The sequence below is a fragment of the Vibrio sp. YIC-376 genome, assembly GCF_052353105.1.
Taxonomy (GTDB): domain Bacteria; phylum Pseudomonadota; class Gammaproteobacteria; order Enterobacterales; family Vibrionaceae; genus Vibrio.
The window spans coordinates 170,368-184,825 of record NZ_JBBWFK010000002.1 but is presented as its reverse complement, the minus strand read 5'-3'; the positions used below and the strand labels follow the sequence as shown (position 1 = coordinate 184,825).

13 protein-coding genes are annotated in these 14,458 nt (G+C 47.1%); 6 read left to right on the top strand and 7 right to left on the bottom strand.

Annotation, left to right across the window (positions count from 1 at the left end):
* Window positions 1–141: 141 nt before the first annotated feature.
* The 5 genes from WJM94_RS05070 (at window position 142) to dgcA (ending at window position 4,514) form a co-directional block, all read left to right on the top strand.
* Window positions 142–921 carry a transporter substrate-binding domain-containing protein gene (locus WJM94_RS05070; RefSeq protein WP_444493146.1) on the top strand — a complete coding sequence of 260 codons (780 nt, stop codon included), beginning with the start codon at window positions 142–144 and terminating at the stop codon, window positions 919–921.
* 62 nt (window positions 922–983) lie between these two features.
* The gene (locus tag WJM94_RS05065; protein WP_444493145.1) at window positions 984–1,700 is read left to right on the top strand and encodes an ABC transporter permease; all 717 of its coding nucleotides are present in this window, start codon (window positions 984–986) and stop codon (window positions 1,698–1,700) included.
* 10 nt (window positions 1,701–1,710) lie between these two features.
* Window positions 1,711–2,430, top strand: a complete 720-nt coding sequence (locus WJM94_RS05060) for an ABC transporter permease (RefSeq protein WP_444493144.1) — start codon at window positions 1,711–1,713, stop codon at window positions 2,428–2,430.
* Between the two features lie 82 nt (window positions 2,431–2,512).
* Window positions 2,513–3,535 (top strand): N-acetyltransferase DgcN, encoded by a 1,023-nt coding sequence (gene dgcN, locus WJM94_RS05055; RefSeq protein ID WP_444493143.1) that lies wholly within the window; start codon window positions 2,513–2,515, stop codon window positions 3,533–3,535.
* A complete protein-coding gene (gene dgcA, locus WJM94_RS05050; protein ID WP_444493142.1) occupies window positions 3,528–4,514 on the top strand; it encodes an N-acetyl-D-Glu racemase DgcA in 987 nt (328 codons plus the stop codon). Before dgcN ends, dgcA begins: the two co-directional genes overlap by 8 nt.
* A 243-nt stretch (window positions 4,515–4,757) precedes the next feature.
* Here the strand turns inward: dgcA and WJM94_RS05045 are convergent, their stop codons facing one another.
* From WJM94_RS05045 to WJM94_RS05015, 7 genes are all read right to left on the bottom strand, one after another.
* Entirely contained in the window at window positions 4,758–5,399 is a 642-nt protein-coding gene (locus tag WJM94_RS05045; RefSeq protein ID WP_444493141.1) for a hypothetical protein, read from the bottom strand.
* Between the two features lie 476 nt (window positions 5,400–5,875).
* Entirely contained in the window at window positions 5,876–6,778 is a 903-nt protein-coding gene (locus WJM94_RS05040; RefSeq protein WP_444493140.1) for a hydroxymethylglutaryl-CoA lyase, read from the bottom strand.
* Complete coding sequence (locus WJM94_RS05035; RefSeq protein ID WP_444493139.1) at window positions 6,759–8,837, bottom strand: acetyl/propionyl/methylcrotonyl-CoA carboxylase subunit alpha; 2,079 nt, start codon at window positions 8,835–8,837, stop codon at window positions 6,759–6,761. The genes WJM94_RS05040 and WJM94_RS05035 overlap by 20 nt, the downstream gene beginning before the upstream one ends.
* Window positions 8,830–9,612, bottom strand: a complete 783-nt coding sequence (locus tag WJM94_RS05030) for an enoyl-CoA hydratase-related protein (RefSeq protein WP_444493138.1) — start codon at window positions 9,610–9,612, stop codon at window positions 8,830–8,832. Before WJM94_RS05030 ends, WJM94_RS05035 begins: the two co-directional genes overlap by 8 nt.
* Before the next feature lie 90 nt (window positions 9,613–9,702).
* Complete coding sequence (locus tag WJM94_RS05025) at window positions 9,703–11,310, bottom strand: carboxyl transferase domain-containing protein (protein ID WP_444493137.1); 1,608 nt, start codon at window positions 11,308–11,310, stop codon at window positions 9,703–9,705.
* Between the two features lie 99 nt (window positions 11,311–11,409).
* Window positions 11,410–12,579 (bottom strand): isovaleryl-CoA dehydrogenase, encoded by a 1,170-nt coding sequence (locus tag WJM94_RS05020; RefSeq protein ID WP_444493136.1) that lies wholly within the window; start codon window positions 12,577–12,579, stop codon window positions 11,410–11,412.
* A gap of 51 nt (window positions 12,580–12,630) precedes the next feature.
* Window positions 12,631–13,017: a MerR family transcriptional regulator gene (locus WJM94_RS05015; protein ID WP_444493135.1), complete on the bottom strand. Its 387-nt coding sequence runs from the start codon at window positions 13,015–13,017 to the stop codon at window positions 12,631–12,633.
* Between the two features lie 209 nt (window positions 13,018–13,226).
* Here WJM94_RS05015 and WJM94_RS05010 point away from each other — a divergent pair, with 209 nt between their 5' ends.
* Entirely contained in the window at window positions 13,227–14,405 is a 1,179-nt protein-coding gene (locus WJM94_RS05010) for a thiolase family protein (RefSeq protein WP_444493134.1), read from the top strand.
* Window positions 14,406–14,458 lie beyond the last annotated feature (53 nt).

Genomic DNA, 14,458 nt, shown 5'->3' with positions numbered 1-14,458 from the left:
ATTCATCATTATGGCTTTTAACCACTTTTTTCACATACTCAATATTGTCTTTGTGACCGTTTGCTGAAGTGGAAGGGAACTGTCTTCTTAGCAAGCGAGGATCTGGAATGAAACGATAACAAAAGTAGAAGGGAATCCATGATGTCAAAAGGGAAATTTTTAGGTGCTTTGCTTGCTACCTCAGTCGCTGTCGCTGCGTCAGCGATTGTTAATGCAGAAACAATCAAAATTGGTACAGAAGGCGCGTACCCTCCGTTTAACTACTACACCGCTGATGGTCAGTTAGCTGGGTTTGATATCGAAATCGGCAAAGCACTGTGCACGGAGATGAAGGTCGAATGTGAGTTTGTTGCTCAGGATTGGGATGGCATTATTCCGGCGCTTTTGGCGGGTAAATACGACATGATTCTGGCTTCCATGTTCATTACCGATGAACGTAAACAGCAAGTGGCATTCAGTGCGCCGTATCAGGCGTCAGCGATGACGTTTGTTGTCGATAAACAGTCTGGTATCAAAGATGTGTCTCCAGAGGCGATGAAAGGCATGATCATTGGTGCGCAAGGCTCAACGACACAGGCTGAGTATCTGCTAGCGAAATACCCAGATTCTGAAGTGCGCTTATACCCAACGCAGGATGCGGTGAACCTAGACTTGATCAGCGGCCGTATTGATGCTCAAGCCGGTGACATTATGCCCATGACGGATTGGCTTAACTCCGAAGACGGTGCGTGTTGCCAGAAAGTCGGCGATCTGATCACCGATCGCAAGTACGTTGGTGATGGTGTGGGTATCGCATTCCGTAAAGAGGATCAGGATCTTCGTCTGCGTTTAGATCAGGCGCTGGCAAGCATCATTAAAAATGGTACGTACCAGAAAATCAACGATGAGTTCTTCTCAATTAACCTACTGACTCTGAAATAAGTCATATGATACGTGGCAGCTTCGGTTGCCACTGAGTTGTAAATGTTAAAGAGAGCGACGCGATGGATTATCTGATGTATTTGAGTCTGGGTGATACGGGCTGGGGGGACGAGCTGCTTAAAGGTTTAGTCGTGACCCTTGGTCTAGCGATATGTGCGCTACCGGTTGGCTTATTTTTGGGAACTGGCGTGGCGGCACTGTCGATAAGTTCGCGTAAAAGCCATCGTTGGTTTGCCAATGTTTATACCACCGTACTGCGCGGTCTTCCGGAACTGCTAACTCTGTTTATCATCTACCATGGCGTTGGTCTTCTGATTAACAAAATGCTGAAATGGATCGACCCGAGCAATGGCTTCTTCGAATTGAACCCATTTGGTGCTGGTGTGATCGCGCTAGGTTTAGTGTTTAGTGGCTACGCGGCGGAAGTCTTGCGTGGAGCCTGGAAAGCGATGAACAAGGGTCAACGCGAAGCAGGCTATGCACTTGCCATGTCCAGATTACAAATCTTCTGGCTTATCGAGCGCCCGCAACTTTTGCGTTTGGCTCTGCCGGGATTAGGGAATCTTTGGATTAATTTGCTTAAAGATACTGCTTTGGTTTCGGTCATTGCACTCGATGATTTGATGCGTGCAGCGAACATTGCTGTGGGCGCGACCAAAAAGCCATTTTTGTTCTATCTGACGGTTTGTCTTGCCTACTGGGCAGTATGCGTATGCTGTGAAAGGTTATTAGCCGTCATGGAACAACATTCGAAGCGCGGCATTCGCGTAAGTCGGTAAGGAGAAAGCTATGACAGATTTTATCGCTAAGGTGGCTCCGATGTTGCTCGACGGTGCATGGATGACGCTTAAAATTACCTTTATATCGGTATCATTGGCAGCGCTGTTGGCGCTACCTATGTCGTTATTGCGTATTCAGTCTGCACGTATCTACCGTTGGCCAGCGCAGCTCTTTATCTCTTTCTTTCGTGGAACGCCACTGATTGCCCAGTTATTTTTGTTGTATTACGGCTCTGGTCAGTTTCGCCCTTGGCTTATGGAAATGGGGATGTGGCAATTCTTCCGCGACCCGGTTAACTGCGCGCTATTGGTGTTTACCCTTAACTCGCTGGCGTATCAGACCGAGATTTTACGCGGTGCGATTCAATCCGTAGATGCGGGAGAGATAGAAGCGGCCAAATCGATGGGTATGAACAATAGCCTGTTGTACCGACACATTATTTTACCTCTTGCGTATCGTATTGCTTTCCCAGCATTGGGTAATGAGTGCATTTTAATGCTAAAAGGCGGTGCGGTGGCAAGTGTGATTACCGTGATGGATTTGATGGGGCAAACCCGACGCGCATTTTCTCAGACTTTCGATATCTCGACGTATTTTCTGGCGGCAGCGATGTATTTGGTTATCGCAACGCTATTTGTGATGGCTTGGCGACAGGCCGAACGTTACCTCTATCGTCATCAGATCCAGCGAACACCGGGTGCGAAACCCGCCACTGTCGCGACGACCTGATTTTTCAACCCAACCACAACCTGATGGCAACAGGAGCAATGACTCTTGTGGGCTCGTTTGACTTTAAAAAAGGATCAACCTTATGAACAAGATTGAATTGAAAACACCATATTTGGTTTTTCTGGGCGATGCAAATGATCTTCTGATGGCGAAAGTAGCCAAAGGTGTGGCTCACTGGCGACCAGAGAAATGTCTGGCGCAATATCGATTGCCAGGCGCGAAAGCCGACCTTGGATTGGCTGAAATGTCACCACGTGAAGCGGCTGCATGCGGGGCAAAAACTTTTATTCTTGGTCTTGCTCCGGTAGGTGGCACGCTGCCGATGGATTGGATCGAAATTTTAATCGACGCTATGGAATCGGGAATGGACATAGCAAGTGGTTTGCACATGCGCCTGAATGACATCCCTGAGCTTGTTGCTGCTGCTGAACGTACTGGTCAAAAGCTACTGGATGTCCGAGTGCCACAAGGTCCAATGGTCTGTGGTACAGGTCTGCCTCGTAGTGGCAAACGTTTGCTAAGTGTTGGCACAGACTGTTGCGTTGGCAAAATGTTTACGACGTTGGCGATCCACCGTGAGATGGAGCAACGTGGCATTCCGGCAACGTTCCGCGCAACTGGCCAAACCGGGATTCTCATTGAAGGTAGCGGCGTTCCAGTGGATGCTGTGGTATCAGATTTTATCTCTGGGATGGTTGAGACATTATCTCCGGACAATGCTCCGGAGCACTGGGATATCATCGAAGGTCAGGGGTCATTGCTGCATCCAGCCTATGCGGGTGTGAGTCTGGGTCTATTGCACGGTGCTCAAGCGGATGTGATCATCGTTTGTCATGAGGCTGGACGTACTCAAATGGATGAAATGGAAGGTTTTAGCGTGCCGGATCTGCAAACGGTGATCGATATTAACCTTACCATGGGCCGTGTGACGAACCCGAATATTCGTCTGGGCGGTATTGCGTTGAATACCGTGAACTTGAGCGAAGAAGAAGCGTTGGCTGAAATTGCGCGTATCGAGAAGAAATTTGGCGTACCGGTTGTTGATCCAGTACGTACTGGTGTGGCGAAAATTGTCGATGGCATTACCGAGGTCTGCTATGCGTAAGATGAGTGTGCGCGTCGAGAAATGGCCTTTGCATGAGCCGTTCGTCATTTCTCGCATGGCACCGATGCTTCACGGCGAAGTAGTTGTGGTTGAGATTGAGCAAGATGGTTGCGTTGGGCGCGGGGAATGCGAAAGAATGGACATCTTCGAACCAGATTACCCTTTTGATGTGCTGGCGGATGTTCAGTCGGCTGTTAAAGCGGTGGAGTCGGGTATTAGCCGCGATGAGTTGCGTGAACTGTTGCCATCTGCAGCGCCACGCAACGCTATCGACTGCGCTTTATTTGAATTGGAAGCCAAACTAAAACAGCAACCAGCATGGCAAATGGCTGGCTTTAGTGAAGCACCTCAGCCAGTGACGACGGTATTCACGTTATCGCTCGACAGTGCAGAGAACATGGGGAAAGCAGCGGCCGCGCAAAAACATCGTCCTATCCTGAAGCTCAAGCTGGGTCGTGATGGCGACTTGGATCGTGTTCGTGCTGTCCGTGACGCTGCACCTGATACGCGATTAGTCATTGATGCCAACACGGGTTGGAGTTTCGCTCAACTGTGTGATTACTTACCGGTATTAGCTGAGCTTGGCGTAGAAATGGTCGAACAACCACTGTCGTTCGAAGAAGAGCACTTATTGGAAACCATCACTCCTGCATTGCCGATTACCGCCGATGAATCCTGTATTGACCGCACCTCGTTAGCCGCTTTGAAAGGGCGTTATCAGGCGGTGAATATCAAGCTGGACAAAACCGGTGGCATGACCGAAGCACTGGCTCTGCTTAAAGAGGCACAGGATATGGGCTTTGAAGTGATGGTAGGTTGCATGATTGGAACCTCTCTCGCAATGGCTCCGGCATTGCTGCTCTCTCAACAAGCTCGTTGGGTCGATATCGATGGGCCACTGCTATTATCTGAAGACAGATCTCCAGCACTCAATTATCGCGAGAGTGTGGTTGAGCCAACAGAAGGCGTATGGGGTTAGCTACCTCCACCTGAAATCTATCTAACTCAAAGCCATGGTATATCCATGGCTTTTTAAGTCGATTCCTCGAAATAACACCATATATTTTGATATGTTTTCACTACTGTACTGTTAGTTGTGAGTAATTGGACTATGTTGGGAGTTCAAAGACACTATTAATAGATTACATATTCAGATATACAGAATATGTGATTCTCCTTACGGTTGAAGCTTTACTCTGTATTTTTAGAGTAAAATCATTAACTAACTCCAAGTTCCCCAATCATCTTCAGAAATACTGCTAGCTTCTTCTATAGCTGCATCCTTAATATTGCCTTGTTTAATCCCCTGCGCATCATTGCCTACTAAATAGCTTATGAACCATACATGATCATAAAAACTTGCTTTTTCTCTCAGGTCTTTATTCATTGCGTTTTCAAACGTTTTATATGGACCATTATTTGTTCCTCCACATTGCGCGAAAATGTTATTTGGATCTCTCCCGTTTCCACCGTTTTGCTGTCCTAGTACATGACCAGCTTCTGGTGTTGTAAAAGGATTTTGAAAGTTTTCACTAGCAAGTTTTATATCAAAATCACCGCCTTGTTCAGTAAATCGGTAGTATTCAGACCTGTATTTTGATACTCCTATCCAACCCACTTTCCCGGCACTACTACCTCCCTCAAATTGATCTGGGGTTCCGATTGCCCTTAATGTCTTTTTGTTCGGTGAGTCATTTACTAATTCCACATCAACTGCCCGCTGTACAACTGGTAGAGAGTTCTTTTTGGCTTTCTCAGGTCGATTGTCAATCAACGCAATGCGTTGTTTATCATGGTTTTTATTCTGATAATTTGGATTGAAAATATTGTGACTTTTATTTGGTTTTTTTACCTGAGTATACATATCTCAAATCCTATTAATTTTCATATGTGGACGTTGTTAGCGTTCTCACTTATCTGTAGAACCCTGCCACAGTCTAGTCTGAACACTGACTATATCTATGTGTAATAGTAGCTCAATAACTTTTATAGTCCGTCTGATTGTTACTACCGTTTACAACGTTAAGCAAAATTAATCGTGCTCCAGCGCAACACACACAAGTGAGAGTTTCTAGCGTCATAAGGTCTGGTGTAGACGTATGCAACAGGCATTACGTCAGTCACCACAAGAAACAATGGCGGTATTACATCGCTACGCCGAGATGGAGTAACATCAAGCACCACAGTTTAGTGCTCAAGCTTTGAGTGTGGCCGAAGAACTGGAGCATACCAAGCCACTTTGGAATCGATGGGTAGGGTGATTTTTAGAATGGTAATAATGCAGTAAGTCACGCTAACTGGCTTTAAAGCCCGTTATTGATGAGTTACTGCATGGTCTCGTTACAGGCTATTAGGATCTCCAAGCGCAAGCGCTACTTTTGAGGCGGGTGGCTTGCCTAATGCGCGGCAAATTTGCCAACCCGCTTCATTGATGATGTCGAGATCGACCCCCGTTTCTATACCAAGCTGCTCGCACAGATAAAGCACGTCTTCCGTTGCGACATTACCACTTGCACCTTTTGCGTAAGGGCAACCACCCAAACCTGCAACGGCACTATCAATGGTATTGATTCCCATCAGCAAGGCTTGGTAGATGTTTGCCAACGCCTGCCCGTAAGTATCATGAAAGTGTACTGCGAGGGCATCGGTTGGCAGTTGCGTCAGTAATGAGTCAAGCATGGCAATAACGCGATTTGGTGTCGCTTTACCGACGGTGTCACCGAGTGAAATCTCATAGCATCCCATATCAAACAGTGTATTTGCCACTGCGGTGGTTTGCTCTGGCTTGATTTCTCCCTCATATGGGCAAACCATAGTACAGGATAAGTACCCGCGAACAGGAATATGGTGCTGTTTCGCCAATGCAATAACGGGCTCAAATCGGGCTAGGCTTTCTGCAATACTGCAGTTGATGTTCTTCTGGCTGAAAGCTTCAGAAGCCGAACCAAATACCGCAATTTGTTTGACGCCGCTTTCTAATGCTCGTTCTAGCCCTGCCAGATTCGGTGTGAGTGCGCTGTACACCACGTCCGGCTTCTGAGTGATCCCCGCAAATACCTGATCGGAATCAGCCATCTGTGGTACCCATTTCGGGGAGACGAAAGAACCCGCTTCAATGTGCTTTAAACCACTGTTGCTTAACTGATTGATCAAACGAATTTTATCGACCAGTGTCACCGCCGTTTCATTTTGCAGTCCGTCGCGTGCACCGACTTCGACGATATTAACCTTCGCTGGCAGCATACTCTCGCTCCTTATCTTCGAAGACGCTCTCTGACGCCGAAGCCAAATGCAGAAGTATGGAACCATGCTGTACTTGATCACCGTGCTGATAAAATACTTCGTCGACAGTTGCTGCTACCGGAGCAGTGATGGTGTATTCCATCTTCATCGCTTCGAGAACGATCAGTGGATCGCCAGCAGCCACTTCGTCGCCCTTAGTCACCATTACAGCCGATATTACACCGTTCAATGGTGCGGTTGGGCTAAGCTCATCCTCTTTTCCTTTTGCGGGTTCAAAACTTGGTTGGTGCGCAAATGTACGTTGCTGACCAAGATAGAATACCGTCGTTTTCTGATCATCGTTGATAGCATTAAAGATGTAACGCACTTCATCAATATCAACGATGAACTGGCCATCTTTTTCAAGCAGGCAAACCTGATGCTTTTGGTCACTGTATTGGACAATGAAGTTGTCAGGATGTTGAGCTTCCACGTGAAGAGATGAACGTAGTAATCGCACCTGATGATTAGCATTCACATCTGTGAAGTTAAAGCGATAGACATCATCAACCGACAGCCTAAACCCTTGCATGGCAGGAGTTGGTAGTGCTGTATCGTTAGCTTTTGATGCATTCACAGTTTTCGACGTAAGAGCGTTCCAGCGAGCGATGGCCGCCAAGGTTAGCCAGATAGAATCTGATACGTTTTGTTGCTCGATAATCCCTTGCTGATGTTTGATGAGGAACCCCGTATCAAGCTCAATCTCGGCAAAGGCTGGCTGAGAAATAATGCTGTGCAGATAACCAATGTTTGTCGTTACGCCACGCACATGGTAGTGAGTTAAAGCCTGTTTAAGCTGCTTCAGTGCGATATCGCGAGTTTGGCCCCAGACAATCAGTTTACTGATCATCGGATCGTAGTATTCACTGATGGTGTCACCTTGTGTAACGCCACTATCAACGCGCACACATGCTAAACGGACATTGCTGTCTGAGACGGGTTCTTGCAAGTAATCAATTTGACCAGTTGACGGCATAAAGTCATTTTCTGCGTCTTCTGCGTAAATTCGTAGCTCGATTGAATGGCCGCTATGTGCGATTTCAGATTGCGAGATAGGTAAATGCTCGCCAGCCGCAACTTTGAACTGCCATTCAACAAGATCAACGCCAGTAATCAGTTCAGTAACCGGGTGTTCAACTTGCAGACGGGTATTCATCTCCATGAAGTAGAACTGGCCTCGGCTATCCAGCAAGAATTCAACCGTCCCTGCGCCAACATAATCGATTGCCTGAGCCGCCTGAACCGCAGCTTCACCCATCTGTTTACGCAGTTCATCACTCAGGCCGGGAGCGGGCGCTTCTTCGACAACCTTTTGATGACGACGCTGAATTGAGCAGTCACGATCAGAAAGATAGACGCAGTGACCATGGTGATCGGCGAATACCTGAACTTCAACGTGACGAGGCTGCAAAATGCATTTTTCAATTAGAAGCTGTTTATCACCGAAGCTAGAAAGCGCTTCGCGCTGCGCGCCATCAATGGCTAACGGCATTTCTGCAGCACTGTTGACTACACGCATGCCCTTACCGCCACCACCTTGTGTTGCTTTGAGCATCACTGGGTAACCGATTTTTTCCGCTTCAGCCAATAAATGTTCAACGCTGTTGTTCGTACCGTGATAACCAGGAACAAGAGGCACGTTGGCGTCAGACATGATTGCTTTGGCTTGAGATTTCGAGCCCATGGCCTCAATAGCGCTGGTGGAAGGACCAATAAACACAATACCGTTTTCACTACACGCTTTTGCAAGTTTCGGGTTCTCAGAAAGAAAACCATAACCAGGGTGGATTGCATCGGCCTGCCATTTTATTGCAGCGCGGATAATCGTATCGATATCCAGATAGGACTCACTCGCCGGAGCGGGGCCGATATATTCGACAAAATCAGCTTGTTTAACATGTAAACTGCTGCGATCTGCTTCGGAATAAACGGCAACGGTTTCGATAGCCATGCTTTTGGCGGTTTTAATGATTCGGCATGCAATTTCACCGCGGTTTGCGATCAGTATTCTTTTAAACATGATTCCTCCAATTGGCGGCGCGCTTTTCAAAAAACGCAGTCAGTCCTTCTTGCCCTTCAGTGGACACTCGGGCGGTTGCAATGGCTTGGCTGGTATAGTCGATCAACGAGCGATCGATTGGTTGGTTGTCACAACGTAAGCAGAGTGCTTTGGCTGCCCGCATGGCTTGTGGACCATTATGAAGCAGGTGATCCACGATACGGTCGACTGCTTCTTGTGGTTGAGTATCGATTAGATGAAGAATGTTCATAGACAGCGCTGCCTCGGCATCAATCAGTTCCGCGGTTAAAAAATAGCGTCTACTTTGTCGTTGTCCAATCGCTCGAATAACGTAGGGGCCAATAGTTGCTGGGAGCAAACCGAGTTTCACTTCACTCAAACAGAAGCGGCTTTCAGGTGTGCCGATGGCGATATCGCAGCAACAGATAAGCCCAAGCGCACCACCAAATGCCGCGCCATGCACCATGGCAATCGTTGGTTTGCTGAAGGTATCCAGTTTATGCAGGAGCATTGCCAATTGTTGCGCATCTTGTAGATTTTCACTTGCGCTCTTTGTTGCCATTGACTGCATCCAGACAAGATCTGCACCTGCAGAAAAGTGTTTCCCTTGTGCGGTTAATACCAATGCACGGAGAGAATCGTCCTTTTCGAGTTGATCCAGCGTTTCTATTAGTGATGCAATCAACTCGTCATTAAACGCGTTGTGTTTTTCTGGTCGATTTAAGCTCAACCAGGCAACGCCATTGCTGTCTTTTTCAAGCAGTAGTCCGGTCATTTGACTTCCTTTGTCTGACATTTCAGTCTGATTTTCCAATACTTGTTAACCCTAGTGATAGCGAGGAGTTAAGGTTTGCCTTGCATCTGACTACATGCGGAAGATGCCAAATTTGCTGTCTGGTATTGGGGCATTGAGTGCAGCAGACAGAGCAATACCCACAACATCGCGGGTCTTCGCTGGGTCAATAATCCCATCATCCCACAGACGAGCACTGGCATAGTAAGCATGACTTTGGGTCTGGTATTGATCTGCGATTGGGCGTTTGAACGCTTCCTCTTCCTCTGTTCTCCAACTTTCACCTTTACGGGATTTGATATCGCGGGTAACCTGCGCCATAACTCCAGCCGCTTGCTCACCGCCCATTACGGAGATACGCGCGTTTGGCCACATCCACATCATGGTTGGGTCATAAGCACGACCGCACATACCGTAGTTACCCGCGCCATAAGAGCCACCTATGACGACGGTAAATTTCGGCACGTCTGCACACGCAACGGCGGTTACCATTTTTGCGCCATGTTTGGCGATGCCTTCTGCTTCATACTTTTGGCCGACCATAAAGCCAGTGATGTTCTGCAAAAACAGCAGTGGAATTTTGCGTTGGGCACATAGCTCAATAAAATGCGCACCTTTTTGTGCGGATTCTGAAAACAGAATGCCGTTGTTAGCGACGATGCCAATTGGCATTCCGTGAATATGGGCAAATCCACATACCAAGGTTTCACCAAACAGCGCTTTAAATTCATCAAATTGCGAATCATCGACAAGTCGAGCAATCACTTCTTTTACATCAAACGGTTTTTTAAGATCGGTACCGACGATGCCGTATAGCTCTTGTGCTGGGAAACGTGGTTCTTGTGGCGTTTTTTGCTTGAGCTGAATCGGCTTTAAGTGGTTGATTTGGGATACAGCCTGTCTTGCCAGTTCTAATGCATGGTGATCGTTTTCTGCATAATAATCGGCTACACCAGAAGTGCGGCAGTGAACGTCTGCACCACCAAGATCTTCAGCGCTGACTTCTTCACCTGTCGCCGCTTTTACAAGAGGTGGGCCAGCTAAGAAAATAGTGCCTTGTTCTTTTACGATGATGGATACGTCACACATAGCAGGAACATACGCACCACCTGCGGTACACAGCCCCATAACTACAGCAATTTGTGGAATACCTTTGGCCGACATACGCGCTTGGTTATAGAATATACGACCGAAGTGGTCTCTGTCCGGGAAGACTTCGTCTTGGCGAGGCAGGTTAGCACCACCAGAGTCGACCAGATAAACACAAGGTAACTGGCATTTCTCAGCAATTTCCTGCGCGCGTAAATGCTTTTTAACCGTAAGAGGGTAGTAACTGCCGCCTTTTACCGTCACGTCGTTGGCCACGATCATACACTCGGTGCCGTCAATCACGCCCACCCCTGCAACCACCCCTGCGCATGGAACGTAATCAGGATAAACATCCCAGCCAGCAAACTGACCGATTTCTAGAAAGGATGATCCTGGATCAAGTAGAGCAAGAATACGTTCTCGAACCGGAAGCTTTCCTTTCTTCTGTTGATGTTCTCGCGCTTTTTCACCTCCGCCATCTTCTATTTGGGCGGTTACGGTATAAAGCTGATCCACGAGCGATGCCATAGAGCGGTATTTTTCCTGATACTGCTCTGAATGGGTATTAATATTGGTCGTTAAACAAGCCATAAATAGCCGATCTCCATTCGGGGCGACGGGCATAGAGTGCCTGTCGCCAATTTAGGTTGATTATGAAATTATTTTGAGTAAGAACGCCTGGGGTGATGACTAGGCGCTTTCGTTAAACAATTCGCGACCGATAAGCATGCGTCGAATTTCTGAGGTGCCCGCACCGATTTCATACAGCTTGGCATCACGAAGCAAACGGCCGGTGTCAAACTCGTTGATGTAGCCATTTCCGCCTAGCAGCTGAATAGAATCTAAAGCCATCTTAGTTGCCAGTTCAGCACTGTATAGAATTGCGCCAGCAGAATCTTTACGTGTGGTTTCACCGCGATCACAAGCGGCGGCAACTGCGTATACATACGCTTTAGCGGCATTCATTTGCGTGTACATATCAGCGATTTTTGCCTGAACAAGCTGGAATTCACCGATTGATTTACCAAACTGTTTACGATCGTGGATATAAGGTACAACGATATCCATACATGCCTGCATGATGCCAAGCGGGCCACCGGCAAGTACAACGCGTTCGTAGTCCAAACCGCTCATCAACACTTTTACGCCTTGGTTTTCTTCACCCAGAATGTTTTCAGCTGGGACTTCACAGTTTTGGAATACCAATTCACAAGTGTTCGAGCCGCGCATACCCAATTTGTCCAGCTTTTGCGCCTGAGTAAAACCAGGGAACCCGCGTTCTACAATAAAGGCAGTAATACCTTTTGCATTCATGCTTGGCTCGGTTTTGGCGTATACAACATAGGTGTGTGCATCCGGGCCGTTAGTGATCCACATTTTATTGCCGTTTAGCAGGAAAATATCGCCTTTACGTTCAGCCTTAAGCTGCATAGACACCACGTCGGAACCTGCACCAGGTTCGCTCATGGCAAGAGCGCCAATATGTTCACCGGAGATGAGCTTAGGCAGATATTTCTCTTTTTGTGCTTGTGTACCATTGCGGTGGATTTGGTTAACACAAAGATTGGAGTGAGCGCCGTAACTTAAACCCACCGAGGCAGAGGCTCGGCTGATCTCTTCCATGGCGATAACGTGGGCGAGGTAGCCCATGTTTGCACCACCAAACTCTTCGCTGGTGGTAACGCCTAAAAGACCCATTTCACCTAATTTGGACCAAAGATGGTTTGGAAAGTCGTTAGATTGGTCGATAGATTGCGCTAAAGGCGCAACTTCTCTCGCAGCAAAACTATTGATTTGCTCGCGAAGCAAATCGGTATTTTCGTCATAAACAAAGTTAAGGGAAGAGTAGGTAGATTTCATTGCGTGTCCTTGCCTTTACGTCACCTACATCCCATACATCCCAGCCTGGTATCAGGTGACTTTTTCGCCTTTCATGGTTCTAAGTGTGTTTGCACATCGCAACTGAGCAGCGTTCAACTCCATCATTACCGCTTGGATGTCATTCGCTTGTTGTTGCAATGCCGCCTTCTTCTCTTCGATTAACCGAATCATATAGTTCAACTGCTCAGTACTTTGATCGGTATCGTAGAGTTCAAATAACTCTTTGATATCTGCGAGAGAAAAGCCTAATCGCTTACCTCGCAAAATCAGTTTTAGTCGAATTCGATCGCGACCATTGTAGATTCGAGTGTTGCCTTTACGTTCTGGAGTTAGGAGACCTAAATCTTCGTAAAAGCGAATACTTCGAGTGGTAATATCGAACTCCTTCGCGAGCTCACTGATTTTAAATGCATTCATTCTTTAACCTTACGACTTTCGTATAACATTCATCCGAATATACAATTCGTTAACGTTAAAGTAAATAACCAGTGACCACTCTTGAGCCTTGATATTACTGATGTTTACCCAAAACTTATGATTCTGTCGAACAAACAATAACCTCAAACTTGACGTTAACGTAAATGTTAGTATAGTTATGACGTAAACGTCAACAAAAGGTTAACGAAATGAAAAATGAAACATGGATTGTTGCCGCTAAACGAACGCCTATCGGAGCTTTTCAAGGTGCATTAGCTTCAACAGACGTCACTGAACTCGGTGCGACAGCGATTCGGGGCGCATTAACAGAAAGTCAGTTGGATGCAGACAAAATAGATGAAGTCCTGATGGGCTGTGTCTTGCCTGCCGGAGTGGGGCAAGCGCCAGCAAGACAGGCAAGCCTAAAAGCAGACATGCCTCAATCGATTGGTTGTACGACTCTGAACAAAGTCTGTGGCTCTGGTATGAAGACAGTGATGCTGGCTCATGATCTTATTCAATCTGGAAACGCGCATGCTGTCATTGCGGGTGGTATGGAAAACATGTCTTCATCTCCTTATCTACTAAAGAAAGCGCGAGAGGGTTTTCGTTTAGGCCATGAGCAAGTACTCGACCACATGTTTTATGACGGCTTACAGGATGCCTATCAAGGTGAATTGATGGGCGTATTTGCTGAACAAACAGCGCAAAAGTATCAGTTTAATCGCGGAAGTATGGATGCATGGGCACAGCAATCGGTGACTCGTGCGCAGCAATCGATTGAACAGGGTTTATTCAAAGAAGAGATTGTGCCTGTTAATGTGAAAAGTCGACGTGGAGATACCTTGGTTGTTGACGATGAGCAACCTGGCAAACTTGATGTCGCTAAAATTCCAACTCTACGCCCTGCGTTTGCCAAAGATGGCGGCGTAACAGCGGCAAACTCAAGCTCAATTTCTGATGGTGCATCGGCAATGGTATTGGTTGATAGTGAATTTGGTAAGCAGGAAAACCTGCAACCCCTAGCCAAAATCGTTGCATACAGCACTCATGCAAGACAGCCAGAAGAGTTCACTATCGCACCAGTATTTGCCATTGAAGCGCTGCTGGAAAAAACAGGATGGGACAAATCTCACGTTGACCTTTGGGAAATTAATGAAGCTTTTGCTGTTGTGACTCAATACGCGGTGAAAGCACTCGAACTGGACGAGAGCAAAGTCAACCCTCGCGGCGGTGCTTGTGCGTTGGGGCATCCAATTGGCGCGAGTGGCAACCGAATCCTCGTGACTTTAATTCATGCTCTTAAACAGACCGGTGGTAAACGTGGCGTTGCTTCGCTTTGTATTGGTGGTGGCGAGGCTACCGCAATCGCGATTGAAATCTGCTAAATCATTCTCAACAAAACACTCTTACACAACAGTAGTCAGTGAAAAGCTGAAAA

What these genes read in the sequence shown, in the direction of transcription:
- WJM94_RS05040 (WP_444493140.1), bottom strand. Translation starts at nt 6,778, where the DNA reads ATGCTGCCAGCGAAGGTTAATATCGTCGAAGTCGGTGCACGCGACGGA.
- WJM94_RS05065 (WP_444493145.1), top strand. Translation starts at nt 984, where the DNA reads ATGGATTATCTGATGTATTTGAGTCTGGGTGATACGGGCTGGGGGGAC.
- WJM94_RS05070 (WP_444493146.1), top strand. Translation starts at nt 142, where the DNA reads ATGTCAAAAGGGAAATTTTTAGGTGCTTTGCTTGCTACCTCAGTCGCT.
- dgcA (WP_444493142.1), top strand. Translation starts at nt 3,528, where the DNA reads ATGCGTAAGATGAGTGTGCGCGTCGAGAAATGGCCTTTGCATGAGCCG.
- WJM94_RS05010 (WP_444493134.1), top strand. Translation starts at nt 13,227, where the DNA reads ATGAAAAATGAAACATGGATTGTTGCCGCTAAACGAACGCCTATCGGA.
- WJM94_RS05015 (WP_444493135.1), bottom strand. Translation starts at nt 13,017, where the DNA reads ATGAATGCATTTAAAATCAGTGAGCTCGCGAAGGAGTTCGATATTACC.
- WJM94_RS05020 (WP_444493136.1), bottom strand. Translation starts at nt 12,579, where the DNA reads ATGAAATCTACCTACTCTTCCCTTAACTTTGTTTATGACGAAAATACC.
- WJM94_RS05025 (WP_444493137.1), bottom strand. Translation starts at nt 11,310, where the DNA reads ATGGCTTGTTTAACGACCAATATTAATACCCATTCAGAGCAGTATCAG.
- WJM94_RS05045 (WP_444493141.1), bottom strand. Translation starts at nt 5,399, where the DNA reads ATGTATACTCAGGTAAAAAAACCAAATAAAAGTCACAATATTTTCAAT.
- WJM94_RS05035 (WP_444493139.1), bottom strand. Translation starts at nt 8,837, where the DNA reads ATGTTTAAAAGAATACTGATCGCAAACCGCGGTGAAATTGCATGCCGA.
- WJM94_RS05030 (WP_444493138.1), bottom strand. Translation starts at nt 9,612, where the DNA reads ATGACCGGACTACTGCTTGAAAAAGACAGCAATGGCGTTGCCTGGTTG.
- dgcN (WP_444493143.1), top strand. Translation starts at nt 2,513, where the DNA reads ATGAACAAGATTGAATTGAAAACACCATATTTGGTTTTTCTGGGCGAT.
- WJM94_RS05060 (WP_444493144.1), top strand. Translation starts at nt 1,711, where the DNA reads ATGACAGATTTTATCGCTAAGGTGGCTCCGATGTTGCTCGACGGTGCA.